Source organism: Thermohalobaculum xanthum, assembly GCF_016623495.1.
GTDB lineage: Bacteria > Pseudomonadota > Alphaproteobacteria > Rhodobacterales > Rhodobacteraceae > Thermohalobaculum > Thermohalobaculum xanthum.
In genome coordinates this window covers 750,855-772,706 of the sequence record NZ_JAEHHL010000001.1, presented here as the reverse complement: position 1 = coordinate 772,706, position 21,852 = coordinate 750,855, and the positions used below count along the sequence as shown (strand labels likewise).

The 21,852-nt window shown below is 64.9% G+C and carries 19 protein-coding genes; 12 read left to right on the top strand and 7 right to left on the bottom strand.

Features of this window, described 5'->3' with window-relative positions:
- Positions 1-341: 341 nt before the first annotated feature.
- Positions 342-1,289 (top strand): LysR substrate-binding domain-containing protein, encoded by a 948-nt coding sequence (locus H0I76_RS03630; protein WP_200607175.1) that lies wholly within the window; start codon positions 342-344, stop codon positions 1,287-1,289.
- A gap of 60 nt (positions 1,290-1,349) precedes the next feature.
- Here the strand turns inward: H0I76_RS03630 and H0I76_RS03625 are convergent, their stop codons facing one another.
- Together H0I76_RS03625 and H0I76_RS03620 are read right to left on the bottom strand one after the other, a co-directional pair.
- Positions 1,350-3,329 carry a CocE/NonD family hydrolase gene (locus H0I76_RS03625; RefSeq protein ID WP_200607173.1) on the bottom strand — a complete coding sequence of 660 codons (1,980 nt, stop codon included), beginning with the start codon at positions 3,327-3,329 and terminating at the stop codon, positions 1,350-1,352.
- Positions 3,330-3,396: 67 nt separating this feature from the next.
- The gene (locus H0I76_RS03620; RefSeq protein WP_200607171.1) at positions 3,397-4,986 is read right to left on the bottom strand and encodes an ABC transporter substrate-binding protein; all 1,590 of its coding nucleotides are present in this window, start codon (positions 4,984-4,986) and stop codon (positions 3,397-3,399) included.
- Between the two features lie 822 nt (positions 4,987-5,808).
- Between H0I76_RS03620 and H0I76_RS03615 the strand changes: the two genes are divergently transcribed.
- The 11 genes from H0I76_RS03615 (at position 5,809) to urtE (ending at position 17,549) form a co-directional block, all read left to right on the top strand.
- Positions 5,809-6,279, top strand: a complete 471-nt coding sequence (locus H0I76_RS03615; RefSeq protein WP_200607169.1) for a hypothetical protein — start codon at positions 5,809-5,811, stop codon at positions 6,277-6,279.
- Positions 6,280-6,448: 169 nt separating this feature from the next.
- The gene (locus tag H0I76_RS03610) at positions 6,449-7,039 is read left to right on the top strand and encodes a TetR/AcrR family transcriptional regulator (protein WP_200607167.1); all 591 of its coding nucleotides are present in this window, start codon (positions 6,449-6,451) and stop codon (positions 7,037-7,039) included.
- On the top strand, positions 7,036-7,464 hold the full coding sequence (locus H0I76_RS03605; RefSeq protein WP_200607165.1) for a cobalamin B12-binding domain-containing protein: 429 nt from the start codon (positions 7,036-7,038) through the stop codon (positions 7,462-7,464). Before H0I76_RS03610 ends, H0I76_RS03605 begins: the two co-directional genes overlap by 4 nt.
- Positions 7,464-9,140, top strand: coding sequence for an acyl-CoA mutase large subunit family protein (locus tag H0I76_RS03600; protein ID WP_200607162.1), 1,677 nt, complete (start codon positions 7,464-7,466; stop codon positions 9,138-9,140). The genes H0I76_RS03605 and H0I76_RS03600 overlap by 1 nt, the downstream gene beginning before the upstream one ends.
- The gene (gene meaB, locus H0I76_RS03595) at positions 9,141-10,076 is read left to right on the top strand and encodes a methylmalonyl Co-A mutase-associated GTPase MeaB (RefSeq protein ID WP_200607160.1); all 936 of its coding nucleotides are present in this window, start codon (positions 9,141-9,143) and stop codon (positions 10,074-10,076) included.
- 142 nt (positions 10,077-10,218) lie between these two features.
- A complete protein-coding gene (locus H0I76_RS03590; RefSeq protein ID WP_200607158.1) occupies positions 10,219-11,400 on the top strand; it encodes a M24 family metallopeptidase in 1,182 nt (393 codons plus the stop codon).
- Positions 11,401-11,933: 533 nt separating this feature from the next.
- On the top strand, positions 11,934-13,211 hold the full coding sequence (gene urtA, locus H0I76_RS03585; RefSeq protein WP_200607156.1) for an urea ABC transporter substrate-binding protein: 1,278 nt from the start codon (positions 11,934-11,936) through the stop codon (positions 13,209-13,211).
- A gap of 86 nt (positions 13,212-13,297) precedes the next feature.
- The gene (gene urtB, locus H0I76_RS03580; RefSeq protein WP_200607154.1) at positions 13,298-14,899 is read left to right on the top strand and encodes an urea ABC transporter permease subunit UrtB; all 1,602 of its coding nucleotides are present in this window, start codon (positions 13,298-13,300) and stop codon (positions 14,897-14,899) included.
- Positions 14,900-14,922: 23 nt separating this feature from the next.
- A complete protein-coding gene (gene urtC / locus H0I76_RS03575) occupies positions 14,923-16,101 on the top strand; it encodes an urea ABC transporter permease subunit UrtC (RefSeq protein WP_200607152.1) in 1,179 nt (392 codons plus the stop codon).
- A gap of 4 nt (positions 16,102-16,105) precedes the next feature.
- On the top strand, positions 16,106-16,852 hold the full coding sequence (gene urtD, locus H0I76_RS03570) for an urea ABC transporter ATP-binding protein UrtD (RefSeq protein WP_200607150.1): 747 nt from the start codon (positions 16,106-16,108) through the stop codon (positions 16,850-16,852).
- A gap of 1 nt (position 16,853) precedes the next feature.
- Complete coding sequence (urtE, locus tag H0I76_RS03565; RefSeq protein WP_200607147.1) at positions 16,854-17,549, top strand: urea ABC transporter ATP-binding subunit UrtE; 696 nt, start codon at positions 16,854-16,856, stop codon at positions 17,547-17,549.
- Between the two features lie 251 nt (positions 17,550-17,800).
- Here urtE and H0I76_RS03560 read toward each other — a convergent pair whose 3' ends face one another.
- From H0I76_RS03560 to H0I76_RS03540, 5 genes are read right to left on the bottom strand one after another with little or no spacing between them, the layout of a single operon-like run.
- A complete protein-coding gene (locus tag H0I76_RS03560) occupies positions 17,801-18,106 on the bottom strand; it encodes an antibiotic biosynthesis monooxygenase family protein (protein ID WP_200607145.1) in 306 nt (101 codons plus the stop codon).
- The gene (locus H0I76_RS03555) at positions 18,091-18,900 is read right to left on the bottom strand and encodes an ATP-binding cassette domain-containing protein (protein ID WP_200607143.1); all 810 of its coding nucleotides are present in this window, start codon (positions 18,898-18,900) and stop codon (positions 18,091-18,093) included. The genes H0I76_RS03560 and H0I76_RS03555 overlap by 16 nt, the downstream gene beginning before the upstream one ends.
- Complete coding sequence (locus tag H0I76_RS03550) at positions 18,893-19,930, bottom strand: FecCD family ABC transporter permease (RefSeq protein ID WP_200607141.1); 1,038 nt, start codon at positions 19,928-19,930, stop codon at positions 18,893-18,895. The genes H0I76_RS03555 and H0I76_RS03550 overlap by 8 nt, the downstream gene beginning before the upstream one ends.
- 2 nt (positions 19,931-19,932) lie before the next feature.
- Positions 19,933-20,799 (bottom strand): heme/hemin ABC transporter substrate-binding protein, encoded by an 867-nt coding sequence (locus H0I76_RS03545; protein WP_200607138.1) that lies wholly within the window; start codon positions 20,797-20,799, stop codon positions 19,933-19,935.
- Positions 20,796-21,851, bottom strand: a complete 1,056-nt coding sequence (locus tag H0I76_RS03540; protein WP_200607136.1) for a hemin-degrading factor — start codon at positions 21,849-21,851, stop codon at positions 20,796-20,798. The genes H0I76_RS03545 and H0I76_RS03540 overlap by 4 nt, the downstream gene beginning before the upstream one ends.
- Position 21,852: the final 1 nt, after the last annotated feature.

Here is a 21,852-nt window from a genome sequence, read left to right as displayed (position 1 = left end):
CCGATCGTGGCTATGTTTGGTCGTTCATGGTGCGGGCAAGGGGGCGATGCCGCATCCCGGTGTGGATCTCGATACATGCGCTGCGCGACAAACGCGTCCACGCGCCTCCAAGATCTCTTGCTACCAGAGGGTTACGCTGAGCGGCGTGTTCTCGGTCATGATGCAACCCCGCTGTTGTGTTCGTCTGGGTCGTCGGAAGAGGTCCGCCTTGCGTTCCGTTCTCCGAGAACCCGCGAGCCGGAGGCAAGAGTGGCTGCCGATCGGCTCCGCTTCAAGCTTCTTATCAAGGTTGCGGCATCAGGCTAAGTTGGATTTTCTGATCGCCGGAATAAGTTTCGATTATGAAAAACCTCACGCTCAAGCAACTGCGCTACTTCGAGTCGTTGGCCCGGCATCGCCATTTCGGGCGCGCGGCCGATGCATGCGCGATCTCGCAGCCGGCATTGTCCATGCAGATCAAGGAGCTCGAGCAATCGCTCGGCGCGGCACTGTTCGAAAGGGGCGCGCGTCAGCTGCAGCTGACGCGACTCGGCGACGAGTTTGCCGAGCGGGCGCGCGAGATCCTTCGCGCGGTCGAGGAACTCGGCGACCTTGCGCGTGCAGCGCAGGGGCACCTGTCGGGCCGCCTGCGCCTCGGCGTCATTCCGACGGTCGCTCCGTACCTGCTGCCCACCGTTCTTCGAGAGCTTGCGGATGTTTATGGCGCGCTGGAGCTCTATGTGCGCGAAAGCCAGACGGCGAAGCTGATCGAGGAGTTGGCTGATGGACGCCTTGATGCGGCGATTGTCGCACTGCCGGTGTCCGAACCGTCGCTGACCGAGGTCGCGCTCTTCAACGAGGAGTTCGCGTTTGTGCGGCCGATCGCGGACGAGGGAAAGCCGGTGCCGAACCGCGAGGCGCTGCGTGAAATGCGCTTGCTGCTGCTCGAAGAGGGGCACTGTTTCCGTGACCAGGCGCTTTCGTTTTGCGATCTGCACGCCACGCGATCGCGGGAGCTGCTGGACGGGAGCTCGCTTTCAACGCTCGTGCAGATGGTCGGCGCGGGGATCGGTGTCACGCTGATCCCGAAAATGGCAGTTCCGGTCGAGACCCGCTCTGCCGGAGTTTCGGTCGCACTGTTTGAGGATCCGAGGCCAACGCGGACGATTGGCATGATCTGGCGCAAGACCAGCCCGTTGACCGACCAGTTCATGAAGATTGCCGACGTCGTGCGGCGCTCCGCCGGAGTGGTCGAGCATCGGGCAGGCATCGCGGCGGGCGATATCCATTCGGAGCGCGAGCCAGGTTGAGATCGCATTCGACCGTCGTTGCGGTCCACGTGTCAGTCGAGGCTCCGCGCTTTCTCGCAGCTACATCAGGTCGCGCTCGATTTCCGAGCGCCACGCGCGCGAGAAGGTCTCGGCGCCGTCGACACGGGTTGTGAGACTCGCCTCGATAAACCAGCGCTCGGCGCTCGCCGTCAGCCGGTGATGTGCAGTGACTTCGGTCTGGACACCGTCGCGGAGGCGCATCGCGACCATTTCTTCCACGCCCTCGAAGCCGAGCGGGTCGTCCGGCCCGATCGACCACGAGGAGCGACGCGTCTCGCGCCAGATCATGCCGTTTCCGGGATGCTCGATCTCGCCCGTGTCATCGCTGCGGTCGACCGTGACGCGGCCCGAGCCGGGATCGCGCCGGACCTCGTGGCTGGCGGAGGCCGGCGCGTGCATCGGATAGCGGGGCAGGGGAGAGGGGTCGTCGGGCGGTGAAACCTCGACATCGTGCGCCGCCGCCCGGGGCACCACAAGCTCGGCCGTGCCGGTTTCAATGGTCGCCGCAACGGCACCGGGTGCTGGCAGGACCATCGGGAAATACGCCGTTGAGAGTGCGAGCCTGATGCGGTGGCCAGGCTTGAACCGATATCCCGCCGCGTCGAAGACGATCTCGACCGGCTCGGCCTTGCCGGGGTCCATGGGGTTCGGGGTCTCGCTGCCATGCCGGTGCGTCAGGTTGAGGATTGCCATCGACACCCGGTGTGCGGCGCCGTCCGGATGGACGTCGACGAGTCGGGCCACGAGCGCCCCGACCGGCGCGTCGAGCGCGACGCGAAGGCGCAGCACCGGTCGCCCGATCAGGTCGATCGGCTGTTCCAGCCTTCCTGTCTCGAAGCAATGCGAGAGGGCATCGTCCGCCCGCTGATCGCCCGGCAGATCGCCTTCGGGGTTCACCGTGAAGAACTCGCCGCCCTCGGTGCCGCAGTCCTGTCGGGTTGAAATCGTCACCGGCTTGGCAGGGCCTGGCCGGTCGGCCAGCCGGCTGTCGACAAGCCAGAACCGGCTTTCGGAGGCAGGGCTCTGCGCGTCGATCGAGACCCAGCGTCCCGATTCGTCTTCGCGTCGACCGCCGGGTCGGACGGCTTCCGAGACGAAGAGGCGATGGAGCGGCAACTCGGCGCCATCCCGGCCCGCCAGCCACCGGTTGAACCATTGGCCGGCCTCGGAGACGAAATCGGCACGCGGGCGTGGCCATGCGAAATGCGGATACTTGTGGATCCAGGGGCCGGTAAGCGCGCGAACCCGTCCGCCGGTCCCTTCGACAGCCTTCCACGGTGTGTTCCGATACCCGTCCGCCCAGCCCGCAATGACGAGGGAGGGGGTGATGAGCCGGGAAAAATCCTCGCAGACGGAACCGTGCCGCCAGAAATCGTCTCGACGCTGGTGCCGCAGCCACGTCGAAATGGGCGGTGTCAGCGCATCGAGGCGCTTTTGCCAGATCTCGCGCCAGGCGGGGCCGACCACGGCGCTGTCAGGTGGACGCGCAATGTTGCCGAGCATCGTGTTCGACCAGTAGGCCTGCGCCGAAAGCTGCGCCCCGCCGCGATAGTGGATGTCGTCGGCGAACCGGTCCACCGTCGATGCGATCGAGATCACGGCCTTCAACGCGGGTGGCTTGCGCCAGGCTACCTGCAAGGCGTTGAAGCCGCCCCACGAGATGCCCATCATGCCGACCGAGCCCGAGCACCACGGCTGCGACGCGATCCAGGCGATCACCGCTTCTGCGTCGGAGAGCTCGGTTTCCGAGTACTCGTCGTCGTAGAGCCCATCGCTGTCGCCCGTGCCACGCATGTCTACCCGGACGCCGGCAATTCCCTGCAGGGCGAGGCCCGGATAGGTGCTCTCGTCGCGCGGCGCGGTGACGTCGCGGCGCCGATAGGGAAGGAATTCCAGAACAGCCGGCGCCGGGTTCGCTCGCGCGTTCTCGGGCAGCCAGATACGCGCCGCGAGGCGCGTGCCGTCGGGCAAGGTGATCCACTCGGTCTCGATGACCTCGACCCCGACTGGTTCATCCATGGGAATACCTCCGACGCCCTCCGGCGGATGGACCGCCGGAGGGGAAATCGTTACGCGAAAAGCGGGGTCAGGCCACCCACCAGCGCTCCATGAAGCGGCCGCCATCCATGTCCCAGTTGGCTGCGACCTTCTCGCCGTGCTGGACCTTGTCGGTGCGGGCATCGACATAGTTCGCGAAGGCCCAGACCACGACGCCGCCATCGTCGCGCACGATCTGTTGCATCTCGCGATAGATCTCGGCGCGAACCGACGGGTTGAGCTCGGCGCGGCCCTGCTTGAGCAGCACGTTGAAGCGCTCGTTGCTCCAATAGGTGTCGTTCCAGTTGGCGCCCTCGGCATAAGCCTGGCTGAACATCCAGTCGCAGGTCGGCCGGCCGCCCCAGTAGCACTGGCACCAGTCCTTCTTCATCCAGACATTGGACCAGTAGCCGTCGTTGGGCTCGCGGACGACATTGATGTCCATTCCCGCAGCCGCCAGCTGCTCCTTCATCAGAACCGCCGCGTCGACGGCGCCGGCATAGGCTGCGTCTGCGGCAGAAAGATCAAGAGTAACACCTTCATACCCGGACTTCTTGAGATGGAACTTCGCTTTGTCGGGGTCGTAGGTCCGTTGTTCGAGATCGGCCCAGAACGGCACCGAGGGCGCGATCGGATGGTCGTTGCCGATTGCGCCATGGCCGCGCAGGATCTTCTCCAGCAACTCGTCACGGTTGATGCCGTGCTTGATCGCAAGCCTCAACTCGTTTGAATCGTAAGGAGAATTAGTGGTGATCATCGGCGCCGTGTAGTGCAGGAAGCCGGTCGATTCCTCGATATGGATCTCGGGACGCCGCGCGAGCAGATGCACGGTCTTCAGATCGGCGCGCTGCAGATAGTCTACCTCGCCCGTGATCAGCGCATTCTGGCGAGCCGCGGGATCCGCGATCACTACCATCTCGATCTCGTCGATATGGGCGCGTCCCGGCTTCCAGTAGTTCGGGTTGCGCTTGAGCGTGGCGCGGATGCCGGGCTCGAAGGTGTCGAGGACGTAGCCGCCGGTCCCGATGTAATTCTCCCAGTCCGCCTTGCCGTCGACGGCCGGCATGATCAGGAGGTGATAGTCCGCCATCAGGTAAGGGAAGTCGGCATTGCCGTTCTTCAGGTCGAACACCACGGTGTTGTCGTCAGGCTTGCGGATCTCGGCGATCGGGTCGACGTTCGACTTTGCCGCCGACTTCGAGTCCTCGCCCCTGTGGTGGTTGATCGAGGCGATGACGTCGTCAGCGGTCAGCGTCTTGCCGTCCGAGAACTCGACGCCCTTGCGGATCCGGAACGTCCAAGTCTTGGCGTCCGTGCTCGCTTCCCAGCTTTCCGCGAGGTCGCCGACCAGTTCGCCCTCGGGGTTGATCTCGGTCAGCGTGCCATGCGTGCCGAAACCGATCGAGAGCATGAAGGTGTCTGTGTAGGTCTGCGGATCGAGGCTGTCGGTCGTTGCGCCCTGTTGCATCGCAACCCGTAGCTTGCCGCCTTTCTTGGGTTCGGCGGCTCTCAGGTCACGTGGCAGCAGCGCAGGTCCGAGACCCGCGGCCAGGCCGAGCGCAGCCGTTCCACCGAGGAAACTGCGCCTGTCGGGCCGAAGGATTCCGCCGGTTTTGCTTGTTCCGTTCTTGTTGGTCATTGTGATTGCTCCCTTGCCGTTTGTTGCGCGGGGTTGCCGCTCGTCGTCCTTTGCCGACTCGGTCTGAGCGGGATCCGCCGGATGGTCATGATCAATGATTAGTGCATGTCTGAGCGCGGGTCGACCGCGAGGATCGCGGCGCGCGCAGCAATGTCTGGCGGGCTCCTGGCTATCAATGCAAGTTTTGCAGTTTGGATCTGCCAAATGCACGGGAAACACTTGAATTCAGGTGTTAAACTTGCCCGATTCCAGCCGTGCCTGGGGTATCGGACAGTGATCGATGACTGCCGCGCATTCTTGGAGTTTACCGACGCCCGATGACCGATCGTTGAAAGGCCTTTCGTGACGTAGAACTGCCGCGTTCCGTGGCTGCGCCAAGGCAGCGATGACACCGGGCTCGCTCGTCACGACGACGAAGATGCGGGCCGCGCCCGCAATCGGGATCACTGCCATATCGGTCGGAGCTCTTGGCTGTCATGCTGGAGCGGCGGCATGCCCCGGGCGACCCGTGAGGAGATCGTCGTGGCGATCGGTGTCGCGATCCATGTGAACGGCGGTCCTTCGGTGGGCTGCAAAGCAGCTGTGTCCCCACCACCATTTGCACGTGGCGGGCAAGGCAGGTTCGGGTCCTTCGTGCAGCATTGTCAGAGGGGCCCCGTATGATACCTTCCTCGCGAATTGATTTTGTGATCGGCGGCGCTCGGGAAGACCATTCTCGGAAACACACGATGATCCTGTCCTCTCGTCAGGCGAGCGGACAGGGAAGGGCGATCAAGCCTGGGTGCACTGAAGCGATCCGCCGGAAAACTGGGAGAGGGAAAAATGAGCTCGGATCACTCGAAGACCCCGCCGAGCGGCGTTCCCAGTGCCGAAGACCTGCGACGGATGCTGCTCGAAAAGCAGCTGGAAGAAATGGCGCGGAAGGACAAGGCCCGCGAGGCTGAAGAGAAGGAGCGGTCCGAGTTCATTACGAAATTCATGACCGAGCACGTCACCGAGAAGGAGCGTACCCTGATCCGACGCCTCGTCATGAACGCCGTCAAGGACGGCGCGATGGAGGCGATGGTCTACAGCTTTCCGGCCAAGCTGTGCACCGATGGCGGGCGCGCGATCAACAATGGTGACAAGGCCTGGCCCTCGACGCTCCAGGGAAAGGCGAAGGAGTTGTACGAGCGATACGAGGGCTTCGCCAAGCCGCAGGGGTATCGGCTGAAAGCCGCCATCATCAACTTTCCGGACGATCTGCCGGGGGATGTCGGGCTGTTCCTCAACTGGGCGCCTGAGCACTACTGAAAATCAGGGCGGTCGGCCATCGTAGGCGATTGAGAGCCCGCTTCCGATGCACGTTTCTCCTGCAGGCGAGACGGAGGCGTGTCGCCTTGAGCGCGATTGCCTCTGCTGGGCGCTTGAACGATTTTCACGATCGTGTTAACCAAACGTTTGTTAGGTTATGGTGTCGGACATGAAAACGGCGACTCGCTCGAACAACCGCATCGAAACGCTGCTCGACAGCGCGGCCGAGTTGTTTTCGACGCGTGGCTACCAGGCGACCACGATGCGGGACATTGCCGAGAGCTGCGGCATGCGTCCCGGCTCGATCTATTACCACTACCCGAACAAGGAAGCGCTGCTCGTCGCGGTCTACGAGGAGGGGGTGAAGCGCCTGACGGCACGGGTGCTCGATGCACTTGCGGATGAAAACGACCCCTGGGTGCGGCTTGAACGGATGCTCACCACCCATATCGGGATGATCATCGAACCGACCGCCTATGCGAGTGTCATCATCCGGATCCTGCCGGATGCGGTCCCGTCCGCCGAAGCCGATCTGGTCGAGCTGCGCGACAGATACGAAGCAATCCTGAAGAGCCTGGTCGCAGCGTTGCCCCTTCCCGGGGACGTTGATCGACGGCTGCTGAGACTGTTCCTGATCGGGGCGGTGAACCATGTGCAGGTCTGGTATCAGCCCGGCGGAACCGGCCCGGCAGAGATTGCCCAAGAGCTCGTACGTCTTTTCCGCTGCACCGCCCGCACCCAGTCAGAAGGATCGGAATGATGGGATATCCGGAGAGAGTGCTGGTCACGAAAATCGGATTCGACGGCCATGATCGGGGCAGCCGTGTCGTGGCGGCCTATCTGCGTGATGCCGGCATGGAGGTGATCTACACGCCGCCATGGCAGGAAATCGCGGCGGTCGTGAACCTGGCTCTTCAGGAAGACGTCGACGTTGTCGGTGTCAGCTCGCTGGCCACGGACCATCTCATCCTGCCTGAACTGGTTGGCGCGCTTCGCGAGGCGGGGCTTCACCACGTGCGCGTCATCGTTGGCGGGATCATCCCTCAGAACGAACAGCCCGAGCTGATTTCGGCCGGGGTCAGCGCCGTCTTCAATCCGGGCGCCACCAGCCAGGAGATCGTCGAAACCGTGCGCCGCCTTGCTCAAGAGGCCCGTATCGCGCGCGAAGCAGCGGAGATCGCATGATGACGAAATTCCATGACAACGCGGATGCTCGGAACCTGCAGGCATCCTTCGACGACTGGAATGCGCGGTACGAGCGCGAGATCGGGCGCGACCGGGCGGTTGTGAACCGCTCGGGCATCGAGGTGCGGCCGCTCTACACGCCGCTCGACTGGTCCGAGGACCGCTATGCGGACGATCTGGGAATGCCGGGCGAGCCGCCTTACACGCGCGGCATCTACAATACGATGCATCGCGGGCGCACCTGGACCCAAAGGCAGCTGATCGGTCTCGGCACGCCGCAGGACTATAACCAGCGCGTTCGGATGCTGCTGCAGCAGGGCGCTACTGCCATCAGCCTGTTGCCCTGCAACTCCGGCTTCAGGGGAATTGACTGCGACGAAAGCCCGATCCCGCTGCTGGGCACTTGCGGCACGGTCGTCAACACGGTCGATCACATGGATGCCGCGCTCGACGGCGTTCCGATTGACCGGATCTCGACCGCGATGAATGACCCGACGCCGTTTACCCTGTTCGCGTTCCTTCTGGGCGTGGCCAAGCGGCGCGGCGTTCCGTTCGACAAGATCACCGGCACGGCGAACCAGTCGGACTATATCTCGCACTACGTGGCGAACCACATGTTTTACCGCCTCAGCCAGCCGGGCGCGCGGCGTGTCTTCGTCGATCACGTCAAGTTCTGCCGCGAGCACGTGCCGAACTGGAATCCGGTTTCCGTCGTCGGCCAGCATATGCAGCAGGCCGGCGCCACGCCGGCCGAGACCATGGGCCTGACCCTGTCCACGGCGATCCAATACGCCGAGGACTGCATCAACGCCGGCATGGATCCCGACAACATCTTGCGGCGGTTCACATTCTTCTTCGACATCTCGATCAGTTTCTTCGAGGAGGTGGCGAAGTTCCGGGCGGGCCGACGGATCTGGGCGCGGATCGCGCGCGACAGGTTCGGCGCGAAGGATCCGAGGTCCTGGAGGTTCAAGTTCCACGGCCAGACCTCGGGCGTGGACCTGACCCAGCAGCAACCGCTCAACAACATCGCCCGGGTCACGGCGCAGGCGATCGCCGGCATCTTCGGTGGCCTCCAGTCGATGCATACGGACGGCTTTGACGAGGCGCTGGCCTGCCCGACCGAAGCGTCGGCGCGGATCGCGGTCGCGACCCAGAACATCCTGCGCGAAGAAGCCCATCTTTGCGACGTGATCGACCCTCTGGGCGGCTCCTATTACGTCGAGGCCCTGACCAACGAGATGGAGGAAAAGATCCTCGAGGTCATGGACGTCATCGAGAAGGCCGGCGGCATGTACAAGGCGGTCGATGCCGGGATCGTCCAGCGCATGATCGGCAAGTCGGCTCTTGCGTATCAGAATCGCATCGAATCCGGGGCGGAGAAGGTCGTTGGCGTGAACTGCTACCAGGCCGAGGCCGAGGTGCAGGAGGTGGAAACCTATCGCCCCGACCGCGCGGCGATGGAGGCGCAGGTCGCAGAGTTCCGGGCATTCAAGGCGGCCCGGGACAAACGCGCGGTGAGCGCGGCGCTCGACGACCTCGCCCGTGCCGCGAACGGGTCGGAGAACGTCTACGAGAAAGTTGTGGATGCGGCACTGGTCGGCGTGACGCATGGCGAGATCATCGCGTGCCTCAGGCGCGAGCTCGGGTTCGGCCACCCCCAGATGGTGGCATGAATGTCCACCGAGCCGACATCCCGTGCCGAGCGCCTGGCGCAAAGGGTGCGAGACGGCGACCGGCGCGCGCTTGGTCGGGCTTTGACGCTTGCGGAGAACGGCGGCGAAGACGGCAAGGCGCTTCTTGACGCGTTGCGCGGGGACATCGGCCGGGCGCGCGTAATCGGTTTCACCGGCCCGCCGGGCGCGGGCAAATCGACACTGGTTGATGCGCTCATCCACGAGTGGCGCAGGAAGGGGCAACCGGTGGCGGTTCTCGCGGTGGACCCTGTTAGCCCGATTTCTGGTGGCGCAGTCCTGGGGGACCGGACGCGCATGGGGGCGCACAGCCTTGATGATGGGGTCTTCATTCGCTCGGTCTCGGCGCGCGGTCATCTGGGCGGGCTTTGCCTGGCAGCGCAGGATATGGCTGACGTGATGGATGCGGCCGGGTGGCCTCTTATCCTGATCGAGACCGTCGGTGCGGGGCAGTCCGAGACGGAGATCTCGCAAGTTGCGGATCTGAGCGTGGTGATCTCGGCGCCCGGGCTGGGCGACGAGCTTCAGGCGATCAAGGCAGGTATCCTGGAAATTGCGGACGTGCTGGTGGTGAACAAGGCGGACCGTGACGATGCCGAGCAGACCGCGAAGCATCTTGAAGCAATGCTGTCGCTGCGCGCCGGTGACAAGCAAGGGGTGTCGGTTCTGCGCGTGGCCGCCTCGACCGGCCTTGGTGTCGCCGAACTCTGCCGTGTCCTCGACGACCGGCTTGAGGCGGCGGGCACCGACCGGGCAGCCCGAAGGAATGCGCGCAAATTGGCCATCGAGGTTCAGAGACTGGCGGGCCGGATCACGGAGAGCATCGCCGGAAAGGATATCGGCAGCCTTGAGCCGGAAGAACTCGAACGCGTCGTGAAGCAGTCACTCGCAGCGCTTGCCGCGGGCTCGCGCAACTGAGGCGCGGCGAGCCCCTTGCCAAGTGGCGGGGGCGCCCATGCTTTCGAGCGCAGATGGCTTCCCGAGAAGACGAGAGACGCCGGCCCCAACGATTGGAAGCTGTCGTCCGTTGATGCGGTAACCCCAGGAAAGACGATCAAGAATGGCACGGTTTCAAGAGCGTATCGCTTGCCTTCAAGACCGCATCAGGGAGCGCGACCTCTCGGGGGCAATGACCCATGCGTCCAGGGACATCTATTACTACACCGGCACGGCACAACCCGGATGGCTGGTCGTCTTGCCATCTGACGCCTTCCTGTTTGTCCGCGCGGGGCTCGATTTCGCGCAGACCCAGTCCGCTCTGAGCGGCGATCGGATTCTTCGAGAGGGAAGTCTCGAGAGGATCGTGTCCAGCGTATTCGGTCACAACACCGCCGGGCTGGTGATTGGGGCGGAACTCGATCTGATGACGGTCCCACAATATCGAAAGCTGCAAGAGCAGCTGCATGACACGCGGCTGGTCGATATCTCTTCGGACATCCTGGATCAGAGAATGATCAAGGACAGCAAAGAAGTCGCCGCCATTGAACTGGCAACCGCTGCACTTGACGCCGGGCACAGGGCGGCCGTGGAAAACTGGCGCCCCGGCATCAGCGAGTTGGAGGCGTCGGCGTTCGTCGAGGATGGCCAGCGCCGGGCAGGGCACGAGGGCGTGTATTTCGTCCGTCAGCCGGACTTCACCATGGGCCGCGGCCCCCTCGCATCGGGCGAGAACATCGGGCGGATCAGCGGCGTGGTGTTCACGATCTCGGGCTGTGGTCTGAGCGCTGCCGTGCCCGCCGGAGCTGGCCGTCGATCGATCCGGGCGGGCGACCTCGTGATCGTCGATATCCCGACCTGTGTCCAAGGCTACCACGGCGACCAGACCCGCACATATTGCATGGGGCGCCCGAGCGACGAGACTGCCCGGCTCTACGAGCGGCTGCGTGACGTGGCAGACGGGCTGATCGCCGACATCTTGCCAGGCATGAGTTCGGGGGATGTCTTTGCCAGGGCCTGCTTTCACGCAGACAGGCTGGGACTGCATGACGCCTTTCTGAAGTTTCCCGATGGCAAGCAGGCGCATTTTGTGGGCCACGGCGTCGGCCTGGATCTCAACGAGCCACCCTTCCTGTCGCGCGGTGGCCGCGAGCCGATCCGGGAAGGCATGATCCTGGCGGTCGAATTGCACGTGTGTGACGAGCAGGCCGGAATGGTAAAGCTCGAGGACATGGTCCTTGTGGGACGGGATGGTTGCCGCTTGCTGACGCACTCGCCGCGCGAGCTCATAGAAATTTCTTGCTGATAGTGGGCCCCGGCACCGCTGACCGTAGGGTTGCTGCCCCATCCCAGCCGTAGAACCGGCCCGTGTGCGCGCGCGCCATCAGGTTTTCGATATTGTTGAGCGCCGGTGCAAAGCGCGATGGCATCGCACTTGATGGTGCCCTGAACGGTCTCGACGCCGTTGATGCGCCCTTTCGCGGTCAGGATGCCTGTGACGCCGGAGGACTCGAAGAGGCGTCAAGAAACCTGAATGAACTGTCCCCATTCCCGTGTGAGAACCGTGCGGCGACGGATCCGCCTCATGCCGGCTTCCGCTGACAGCGCCCATACGATTGGTCGGATATCAAACGACGCCTCTCTGTGAGGATAATGTGACCAGTGTGTAAATTAGTGGTGAAAAAACAATCATAAATCGAATGCCAATTAGCATAAATTTTATGCGATATGCCTTTACAGGGGAAAATCAAACCACATTTCAGCGCAAACATCAGCTGATCGGCCATGTGGCATGGCCCTTGCTTCTCCTCGGGGAGCAACAGCTGGAGGACCACCCCTATGTTCAAGAATGGATTGATCGCTTCGGCGATGGCGGTATCGGTGTTCGCCGCATCTTCCGCGCACGCGCAGGACACGATCAAGGTCGGGATCCTGCATTCGCTTTCCGGCACGATGGCGATCTCCGAGACGACCCTGAAGGACGTGATGCTCATGCTCATCGAAGAGCAGAACGAGAAGGGCGGGGTCCTCGGCAAGCAGCTCGAAGCGGTGGTCGTCGACCCTGCCTCGGATTGGCCGCTCTTCGCCGAGAAGGCGCGCGAGCTTCTTGACGTGCACAAGGTCGACGTTGTCTTCGGCAATTGGACCTCGGTCAGCCGCAAGTCGGTGCTGCCGGTGTTCGAGGAGCTGAACGGCATCCTCTTCTACCCGGTGCAGTACGAGGGCGAGGAGAGCCAGCGCAACGTGTTCTACACCGGTGCCGCGCCGAACCAGCAGGCGATCCCGGCCGTTGACTACCTGATGAACCAGGGCATCGAGCGCTGGGTTCTCGCCGGCACCGACTACGTCTACCCGCGCACCACCAACAAGATCCTCGAGCAATATCTCAAGGACAAGGGCGTCGCCGCCGACGACATCATGATCAACTACACGCCGTTCGGGCATTCCGACTGGCAGACGATCGTCAGCGACATCAAGACCTTCGGCTCGGCCGGCAAGAAGACCGCGGTGGTCTCGACGATCAATGGTGACGCCAACGTGCCGTTCTACAAGGAGCTCGGCAACCAGGGCCTCGCGGCGACCGACATCCCGGTTGTCGCCTTCTCGGTGGGCGAGGAGGAACTCGCGGGCCTCGACACCGGACCGCTGGTCGGCCATCTCGCCGCGTGGAACTACTTCATGTCCGTGGACACGCCCGAGAACGATGCCTTCATCGAGGCTTGGCATGGCTTCATCGGCGACGAGAACCGCGTGACGAACGATCCGATGGAGGCCCACTACATCGGGTTCAACATGTGGGTGACGGCCGTCGAGAAGGTGGGCACCACCGACGTCGACGCGGTGATCGACGGCATTATCGGTGTCTCGGTTCCCAACCTTTCCGGCGGCTACTCGGCGATGATGCCCAACCATCACATCACCAAGCCCGTGCTGATCGGCGAGATTCAGGACGATGGGCAGTTCGAGATCGTGTGGGAGACCCCGGGCCTTGTCGTCGGCGATGCGTGGTCCGACTTCCTGCCCGAGTCCGCCAAGCTGATCTCGGATTGGCGCAAGCCGATGAGCTGCGGCAACTTCAACGTCGAGACCAGCAAGTGCGGTGGCATCGCGAACTGATCGTTGCCTGAGCTTGCCCCTCCCCTTCGCGGGGAGGGGCGTACCAGCGCGCAGTGGTGCGCGCGACCGACGGTCCGGACATCGCCATGCCGCTCCTCCACCTCTTCGTGTTCCTCGCAGGCCTTCTCCTTTCGGGGGCCGCGGCCGCTCAGACCCTCGAGGAACTTGTCCAGAAACTGCCGGATGGCGGGTTCGAAGATCGTGCCCGCGTCATCGAGCAGATCGCCGCGACCGGCGACGAGCGCGCGGCAGGCATCCTCGACCGGCTCGCGGCTCGCGAGCTCGAGGTGCTCAAGGCCGATGGTCGCGTCGTTCGTGTCGTCAAGGAAGGCAAGACGGAAACGGCGGTTGATCCGTTCTCCGGCGAGAAGATTGCCGAGCTCGGACGGCGCGATACGCAAAGCATCAAGCTAAACAACAACCTTCGCCGGGCGATCGAGAAAGCGCTCGGCGCGCTGAGGCTCGGCGCCGCCGAGCCCGCGAAACGGCTCGAAGCCGCTGAGGCGATCTTTCGGGCTCGCGACGCAAGCCAGCTCGAAGCGCTCGATGCGGCACTCGCAACCGAGACCGTACCGAATGTTGCTGCCGCGATGCGCCGGGCACGGGCGGCCGTGACCCTGGGCTCGAACCGGCCCGAGGCCGAGCAGATCGAGGCGATCGAGACGCTTGCTTCCGAGGGAGGGCGCGACGCTCTTGGCATCCTTGCCGCGGCGATGAATGCCGAAAGTCCCGCAGTTGCGGATGCCGCACGTTCTGCCGTCGCCGATTTCGAGCGCCGCCAGCAGCTCTGGCAGGTTGCCGAGAACGTCTGGTACGGGCTGTCGCTGGGGTCGGTCCTGATGCTCGCGGCCATCGGACTTGCCATCACCTTCGGAGTGATGGGCGTGATCAACATGGCTCACGGCGAACTGGTGATGCTTGGTGCATACACCACCTTCGTGGTGCAGGAGATCATCCGGACCCATGCCGTCTGGCTGTTCGACTGGTCGCTCGCCATCGCCTTGCCGCTCGCCTTCCTGGTCTCCGCCGCGGTCGGGGTAATGATCGAGCGCGGGGTGTGCCGCTACCTGTATGGCCGCCCGCTCGAGACGCTGCTCGCGACCTGGGGGGTTAGCCTGATCCTGCAGCAGGCGGTGCGTTCAATCTTCGGCCCGAACAACCGCGAGGTCGGGAACCCCGGCTGGATGTCGGGTGCGTTCGAGCTTGGCGCGATCACGATTACCTACAACCGGCTTTGGATCATGGTGTTCGCGCTGATCGTCTTCGCGGTTCTGCTCCTGGTCCTGAAGCGCACACCCGTCGGATTGCAGATGCGGGCGGTGACGCAGAACCGTCCGATGGCGTCGGCGATGGGCATTCGAACCGGGTGGATCGACGCGACCACCTTCGGCCTTGGCGCCGGGATCGCCGGCATTGCGGGCGTCGCTCTCAGCCAGATTGGCAATGTGTCGCCCAATCTGGGTCAGACCTACATCGTCGACAGCTTCATGGTCGTCGTGTTCGGCGGGGTCGGCAATCTCTGGGGCGCGCTGGCCGGTGCGTTCACCCTCGGCGTCGCCAACAAGTTCCTCGAGCCCTTCGCGGGTGCCGTGCTCGCCAAGGTCCTTGTGCTCGTCTTCATCATCCTCTTCATCCAGAAACGCCCGCGAGGGATGTTCGCGCTCAGGGGACGGTCGGTGGAACAATGAGCAGTTTGCCGAAGAGCCGCCCCATGTTGCTCGCAAGTCTCGACCGTCGGTCGTGGACCTTCCTCGCGACGCTTCTTGCCGCAGGCATCATCGTTCCCGTAGCCAATCTTGCCGTTGAGCCCGGGCATGCCGCGCATCTGCCGAGCTATGCCGTCGCGTTGATGGGCAAGTACCTCACCTATGCGCTGCTCGCGCTGTCGGTCGACCTGATCTGGGGCTATTGCGGCATCCTTTCGCTGGGACACGGAGCCTTCTTTGCGCTGGGCGGCTACGCGATGGGCATGCACCTGATGCGGGAAATCGGCCCGAGGGGTGTCTATGCCGACCCGGTCCTGCCCGACTTCATGGTGTTCCTGAACTGGAAAGAGCTTCCCTGGTTCTGGTGGGGCTTCGACATGTTCTGGTTCGCCTGCCTGATGGTGCTGCTGGTGCCGGGGCTCCTGGCCTTCGTCTTTGGATGGTTTGCGTTCCGCAGCCGCGTGACGGGCGTCTATCTGTCGATCATCACGCAAGCCATGACCTACGCGCTGATGCTGGCCTTCTTCCGCAACGACATGGGGTTCGGCGGCAACAACGGTCTTACGGACTTCAAGGACGTGCTGGGCTTCGATCTCCAGTCGGATACGACGCGCGCCGGCCTCTTCGTTTTCTCGGCTCTGGCGCTTGCCGCGGGATACGTCGTTTGCCGCGTGATCACGACCTCGCGCGCGGGAAAGGTCCTGATCGCGGTGCGCGACGCCGAGAGCCGGACGCGGTTCCTTGGTTATCGAGTCGAGCATTACAAGCTCTTCGTCTTCGTCGTCTCGGCGATGATGGCGGGGCTGGCGGGCGCGCTCTACGTGCCGCAGGTCGGGATCATCAACCCGGGTGAATTCAGCCCGGCGAACTCGATCGAGATCGTGATCTGGGTCGCTGTCGGCGGCCGCGGCACGCTCATCGGGGCGGCAGTCGGTGCACTCACGATCAACGGGCTCAAGACGGTCTTCACCTCGGTTGCGCCGAACGAGTGGCTCTTTGCGCTGGGCGGGATCTTCATCCTTGTCACCCTGTTCATGCCGCGGGGCATCCTGGGCGAATGGGATGTCCTGAAGGCACGCCACGCAGCCGAGAAGCGTGAGCGCATCGCCACCGGTCTGAGGCGGATGCGCGCGGCTGCGGCCGAGGGCGCACATCTCACCTCAGCGGTCGAAGCGGCGGAGTGAGCAAATGACGGCGTCAGGGACAGCGCTCTATCTCGATGGCGTCTCGGTCACCTTCGATGGGTTCAAGGCGATCAACGAGCTTTCGCTCGTCCTCCGTCCGGGCGAGATGCGCGCGATCATCGGCCCGAACGGCGCCGGCAAGACGACCATGATGGACATCATCACGGGCAAGACGCGGCCGGACCGCGGGCAGGTGATCTTCGACGGGGAGGTCGATCTCACACGGCTCGACGAGACCGACATCGCGCGCCTCGGGATCGGCCGGAAGTTTCAGAAGCCCACGGTGTTCGAGACGCACTCGGTCGAGGACAACATCCTGCTCGCCCTCGCCGGCAAGCGCGGTGTTTTCGCGACGCTCGGCGCCCGCCTGTCTGGTGACGAGGCACGCCGTGTCGACCGCATCCTGCGCCTGATCAGACTGGATGGCCGGCGCAAGGAGATCGCCGGTGCGCTCAGCCACGGGCAGAAGCAATGGCTCGAGATCGGGATGCTGCTCGCGCAGAACCCGAAGGTCCTGCTTGTCGACGAGCCGGCAGCGGGAATGACCGATGCGGAGACGATGGAGACGGCCGACCTGCTCAAGGAAATCGCTGGCGAGCACACCGTCGTGGTCGTCGAGCACGACATGGAGTTCGTCCGCGCGCTTGGCGTCAAGGTCACGGTGCTGCACGAGGGCTCGGTCCTGGCCGAGGGGTCGATCGATCATGTCAGCGCCGACCAGCGGGTGATCGACGTGTATCTGGGGCGCTGACATGCTGACGGTGAACGCAATCGACCTTCACTATGGCGCGGCGCAAGCCTTGCGCCGCGTCTCGATCGAGGCCCGCGTCGGGCAGGTCACGACAATTCTGGGCCGTAACGGTGTCGGGAAGACCTCGCTCATTCGCGCGATCATGGGGCAGCAGCCGATCAGCGCTGGCGAGATCGTCTGGGAACGGACCGACATGCGTCCGCTTCCCCCACACGCCCGTGCGCGCAAGGGTTTCGCGCTTGTCCCGCAGGGGCGCGAGATCTTCCCGCTTCTCAATGTCCGAGAGAACCTCGAAACCGGGTTTGCACCCCTGCCACGAGCGGAGCGGACGATCCCCGATGAAATCTTCGAGCTCTTTCCCGTCCTGGGCAAAATGCTGCGGCGCCGGGGAGGGGATCTCTCTGGCGGTCAGCAGCAGCAACTTGCGATCGGTCGCGCGCTTGTCACCCGCCCCAAGCTCCTCATCCTCGACGAGCCGACCGAGGGCATCCAGCCATCGATCATCAAGGATATCGGCCGGGCGATCGACTATCTGCGGGCGCGTGGCGACATGGCGATCATTCTTGTCGAGCAGTATTTCGAGTTCGCCCATGAACTCGCCGATCGTATCTACGTGATGGAGCGAGGCGAAATAACGCGCTCGGGCAAGCGCACGGATCTGGTTGCCGACGAGCTGAGACAGTTGCTGATCGTGTGACGGCTGAAGGTCGATCGCTCGGCCGAATGAATCTTTGGATGATGCGCATGGGAATGCCGCACCCGCACCCGCACGGGCGACGCCGCGGCCTTTCTCGGATTGTTGGGGGATATGCATTTTCCGGCTGAGCGGCCCTCAGGACCAGCGCCTGAGCGGGCGGCGGTGGTGAAGCTGGCCTCCGGTCATTGGCACAGATCGGCGCGGACGCGGCGGGTGAGCACACGCCGCAGGATCCGCCGTTGATATGCTGGTCAGAGGTCGACCATAGCGAACCCCTCGAATTGCGGATGACCGAGGTAGAGCTGCGCGCTTTGGCCGGCGCCGCGATGCGCGGCACGGAATTGCTCGGAGCGCGTCCACGCATCGAAATCGGCGTGGCTGTCCCAGACCGTGTGTGAGGCGAACAGGGTGTGGTCGTCACCCTCGGACCCGCGCAGCAGGTGGAAGCTCCGGAAGCCCGGCATCTCGGCGAGCTTGCTTTCACGGCTTCGCCAGACCTGCTCGAAGTCGGCCTCGCGGCCCTTCACGACGCGAAAGCGGTTCATTGCGATAAACATTGGCTGTCTCCTTTGGAATGTTGGCCGATCACGGGGATTACTGCGGGGGCGCCGTCCGGTCCCTCGGCGAGGGCGACCGGGTGGCCGTAAAGCTGCGACAATCGCGCGGCCGTGAGCACTTCGCGCGGCGGTCCATCCGCCTCGACGCGGCCCGAGCGCATCAGCACGATGCGGTCTGCGACGCGCGCCGCGAGGGTGAGGTCGTGAAGCACGATGAGAACCCCGCCTCCCGCAGCCGCCTCGCGCGCCGCCCGCAGGACGGCCACCTGATGGGCGAAGTCGAGGCTCGCCGTGGGCTCGTCCAGCAGCAGCCAGCGTCCGCCTCCGAGCGCCCGTCCCGCCATCAGCTGCGCGATCACGCGTGCCATATGCGCCCTGTGACGCTCGCCTCCGGACAGTGTGGTCACGGGTCGCCGCGCGTCGCGAGCGAGGCCAAGGGCCGCAAGCGCCCCGGCCACGATCCCGCGCGCCATGTCAGTCGGGATCTCGCGCGGGATGCCGAGTGCCACGAGGTCCGCGACGGGGAAGGCCACTTCGGTTCCGGGCGACTGGTCGAGAACCGCGCGGCGCCGTGCCAGCATTGCCGGATCGAGGTGATGCGGCACGTCGCCGTCGATCCGGACCGTGCCGGCCGAAGGCACGAGCGCACCCGACAGGCACCCCAGGAGGGTCGATTTCCCCGCCCCGTTGGGCCCGGCGACGGCGACGATCTCGCCCATGCGAACCGAGAGCGAGACACCGCCGAGCACCTCGCGGCCACCGCGAGACAACGAGACTTCGCGCGCCTCAAGCATTGGACGACGGCGCCCGGCGCAGAAGCAGCCAGAGAAAGAAGGGCCCGCCGATAAGGCTGGTAGCAAGGCCAATCGGCGGCTCGGCCGGTGGAACGACGAGGCGGACCGCGAGATCGGCCGCCAGCACCAGAACCACTCCCATGAGCCCTGCGGCGGGGAGAAGAAGGCCATGTGCCGGCCCGATCACGAGTCGCGCAAGGTGGGGTGCGACCAGCCCGATGAAACCGATAGGTCCCGCGGCTGCCGTCACCGCCCCGATCCCGAGCGCGGTGGCGAGCGCGATCCGGCGCTTGACCCGCTCCGTGTCGAGGCCGGCATGAAAGGCCGCTTGCTCGCCAAGCTGCATCAGGTCGAGCGCGCGCGCATGGATCAGTAGGATCGGAAGTGCCAGCGCCGCAAGCAGTGCGGCTGCAGCCGCCAGATCCCAGCCGGCGCCGCCAAGCGCGCCCATGCTCCAGAACGTCAGGTCCCTGAGCTGCCGGTCGTCGCTCAGATAGACGAGCGCACCGATGCCTGCACTGGCGATTGCGTTGATCGCGACGCCGGCAAGGATCAGTGTCGCGACCGGGGTGCCTGTCGAGCGGCGCGCGAGGGCAAGGACGAAGCCGATCACGATCCCGCCGCCCGCAAAGGCCGCGATCGGAAGAAGCCAGGGCCGCAGGCCCTGCGGCAGGCCGCCGGCGACGACGTCGCCGAGCACGATCACCGCCACTGCTCCAAGCGAGGCGCCCGCCGTCACGCCGATCAGACCGGGATCGGCAAGAGGGTTGCGGAGCATTCCCTGGAGCGCCGCGCCCGACATGGCGAGCGACGCGCCAACGGCAATACCGAGCAGAAGGCGAGGCAGCCGGATCTCGCCGACGATCGCCACGTCTGCGGGGGCACCTCGACCGGCGATGGCCGCGAGGACGCGCTCGGGCGTGATTTCGACGGGCCCGAGCGTAAGGGCTGCGAGCGCCAGGACGAGCGCGAGAAGTGAGACTGCCGTGAACCACGGCAACGCCGTGCCGGCGGTTGGAAGAAACAGCACCCTCACCTGAACCCCGCTGCCAACAGCGCTGTCGCGGGATGCAGTGCGCGCGCGAGCAGATCCACGGCCTCGGGCGTGCGTGGACCGAAGCCAAGGAGCAGGTTTCCCTCCATTGTCACGCCGAGCCGCTCGCGGCCCGCGGGCGTGAGGGCAAGGTCGGGGCGCGACAACACCGCGTCGATGCCGCCTGCAGCATCGGCGTGACTGGTCATCATGATGACCGCCTCGGGCGCCGCGGAAATGATTGCCTCGCGCGACATCGGTTTGTAGCCGCCGAAGCCGGTTGCAGCGTTCTCTGCGCCCGCGAGGCGCAGCATCTGGTCGGCTGCAGTCCCCGACCCGGCGACCATCGGTGTGCCGTCCCGCACCATCAGGACGAACAGCACGCGCGGCCGGCTTTGCAGTAACGCGACGCGGCTCGCGATGGTCTCGAGGTCCGCCTTGATCCGCGTGGCGAGTGCGCCGGCCCGTTCTTCCTCGCCAAGGGCGTCACCGACGAAGCGGATCTTGACGGCGATGCTGTCCGGGCCCTCGGCATCCGGCGCGCGCGAGACGGGAACACCGGCGGCGCTGAGCTGCTCGAGCACGGTGTCAGGGCCGGCATCGCGCGCGGCGATCACGAGGTCGGGTGCGAGCGACAACACGCCCTCGGCCGAGAGGCGGCGCATGTAGCCGATCTGCGGAAGTTCCGTTGCCGCGGGCGGATAGGTCGAGGTCTGGTCGACACCCACGACAAGATCGCCCGCGCCCAGCGCAAAGGCGATCTCGGTCAGATCACCGCCGGCAATCACGACCCGTTCCGCCGCCGGTGCGGGCACACTCAGCCCCCAGGCAGCCAATTGCACGGCGAGGATGATCCGCCCGATCATGATGCGGTCTCCGCTGCGGTTGCCACGAGGCGCGACCACTCCGGCCGCTCGGGCTGCCCCGCGGCGCGCTGGCCGAAGAACTGGCAGGCCATCGTGCCTTGGGCGTCGAACAACTCGATCGAGGTGATGCGTCCCCGGCTCGCCGTCGGCTTCACGACGCGCCAGACGCTCGCGATCCGGTCGGTTCGAAGGTGCAGGTTGAACTCCGGATCAAGAATGTTGAGCCAGGGTCCAAGCGGCTTGATCGTCTGCACGGGACCCGAATGGATCTGGATGCAACCCGGATTGCCGACGAAGCACATGATCGGCAGGCCGGATGCGGCGGCCCCATCGAGCAGGGCCTGAACAGCGCCTTCGGCCACCGGGCGGGCGAGATCCTCGCCGACGAGGCGCAGCGCCTGTAGGCGCCCGGCACAATTGCGGTGCAGGAGTGCGTGGAAGTCGTGACTGTGCTCGAGCGCCAGCCAGCCGCGCCGCAGCGCCTCGACGTCGATCTCGGCATCCGGCCTATCCGGGGCCGGTGGGCGGGACGCTGCGAAGCTGGTGGGCCCGCCGTCGGGGTCGAGGAGCCCTTTGGTCAGCTCCGACCATGCGCCCGGATCCGTGCCGTCGACCGCATAGACCTTCAGCACCGCCGTGCCCGCTGCGTCGAACACCTCGATCGAACGGCGCAGGCCCGAGCGGACTTCCTCCTCGACCGCGTAGGCGACCGTCCAGCGCGACAGAAACAGCCGCAGGTCGATCTGGCCCGTCACTTGTCCGATGACGTTCGAGATTGAGACCTCGCCCATTCTTCCATGCGTCTCGTGGACGGCCGCGTCGTTTCGGGTGAGCGTCATGATCCGACCCACGCCGGAGATGCCTTCGATCAATGTGGCGAACCCGGCGCCGCGCGGCGCGAGGCGAGCGACGTCGCCCGTTTCCCGCCGCGCGTCCAGAAGCTTGCCCTCGCTGACGCCCAGCCACTCGGCGGCGTCACGCGCGCGGATCTGCGGCTCGGCGGCGCGCAAAGCGTGCCATTCGTCGAGAAGGGTCGTCGTCGAAGTACTCATG

Bases quoted from the DNA above. Each gene is read 5' to 3' on its own strand.
- H0I76_RS03630 (WP_200607175.1), top strand. From the start codon at position 342: ATGAAAAACCTCACGCTCAAGCAACTGCGCTACTTCGAGTCGTTGGCC.
- H0I76_RS03625 (WP_200607173.1), bottom strand. From the start codon at position 3,329: ATGGATGAACCAGTCGGGGTCGAGGTCATCGAGACCGAGTGGATCACC.
- H0I76_RS03620 (WP_200607171.1), bottom strand. From the start codon at position 4,986: ATGACCAACAAGAACGGAACAAGCAAAACCGGCGGAATCCTTCGGCCC.
- H0I76_RS03615 (WP_200607169.1), top strand. From the start codon at position 5,809: ATGAGCTCGGATCACTCGAAGACCCCGCCGAGCGGCGTTCCCAGTGCC.
- H0I76_RS03610 (WP_200607167.1), top strand. From the start codon at position 6,449: ATGAAAACGGCGACTCGCTCGAACAACCGCATCGAAACGCTGCTCGAC.
- H0I76_RS03605 (WP_200607165.1), top strand. From the start codon at position 7,036: ATGATGGGATATCCGGAGAGAGTGCTGGTCACGAAAATCGGATTCGAC.
- H0I76_RS03600 (WP_200607162.1), top strand. From the start codon at position 7,464: ATGACGAAATTCCATGACAACGCGGATGCTCGGAACCTGCAGGCATCC.
- meaB (WP_200607160.1), top strand. From the start codon at position 9,141: ATGTCCACCGAGCCGACATCCCGTGCCGAGCGCCTGGCGCAAAGGGTG.
- H0I76_RS03590 (WP_200607158.1), top strand. From the start codon at position 10,219: ATGGCACGGTTTCAAGAGCGTATCGCTTGCCTTCAAGACCGCATCAGG.
- urtA (WP_200607156.1), top strand. From the start codon at position 11,934: ATGTTCAAGAATGGATTGATCGCTTCGGCGATGGCGGTATCGGTGTTC.
- urtB (WP_200607154.1), top strand. From the start codon at position 13,298: ATGCCGCTCCTCCACCTCTTCGTGTTCCTCGCAGGCCTTCTCCTTTCG.
- urtC (WP_200607152.1), top strand. From the start codon at position 14,923: ATGTTGCTCGCAAGTCTCGACCGTCGGTCGTGGACCTTCCTCGCGACG.
- urtD (WP_200607150.1), top strand. From the start codon at position 16,106: ATGACGGCGTCAGGGACAGCGCTCTATCTCGATGGCGTCTCGGTCACC.
- urtE (WP_200607147.1), top strand. From the start codon at position 16,854: ATGCTGACGGTGAACGCAATCGACCTTCACTATGGCGCGGCGCAAGCC.
- H0I76_RS03560 (WP_200607145.1), bottom strand. From the start codon at position 18,106: ATGTTTATCGCAATGAACCGCTTTCGCGTCGTGAAGGGCCGCGAGGCC.
- H0I76_RS03555 (WP_200607143.1), bottom strand. From the start codon at position 18,900: ATGCTTGAGGCGCGCGAAGTCTCGTTGTCTCGCGGTGGCCGCGAGGTG.
- H0I76_RS03545 (WP_200607138.1), bottom strand. From the start codon at position 20,799: ATGATCGGGCGGATCATCCTCGCCGTGCAATTGGCTGCCTGGGGGCTG.
- H0I76_RS03540 (WP_200607136.1), bottom strand. From the start codon at position 21,851: ATGAGTACTTCGACGACGACCCTTCTCGACGAATGGCACGCTTTGCGC.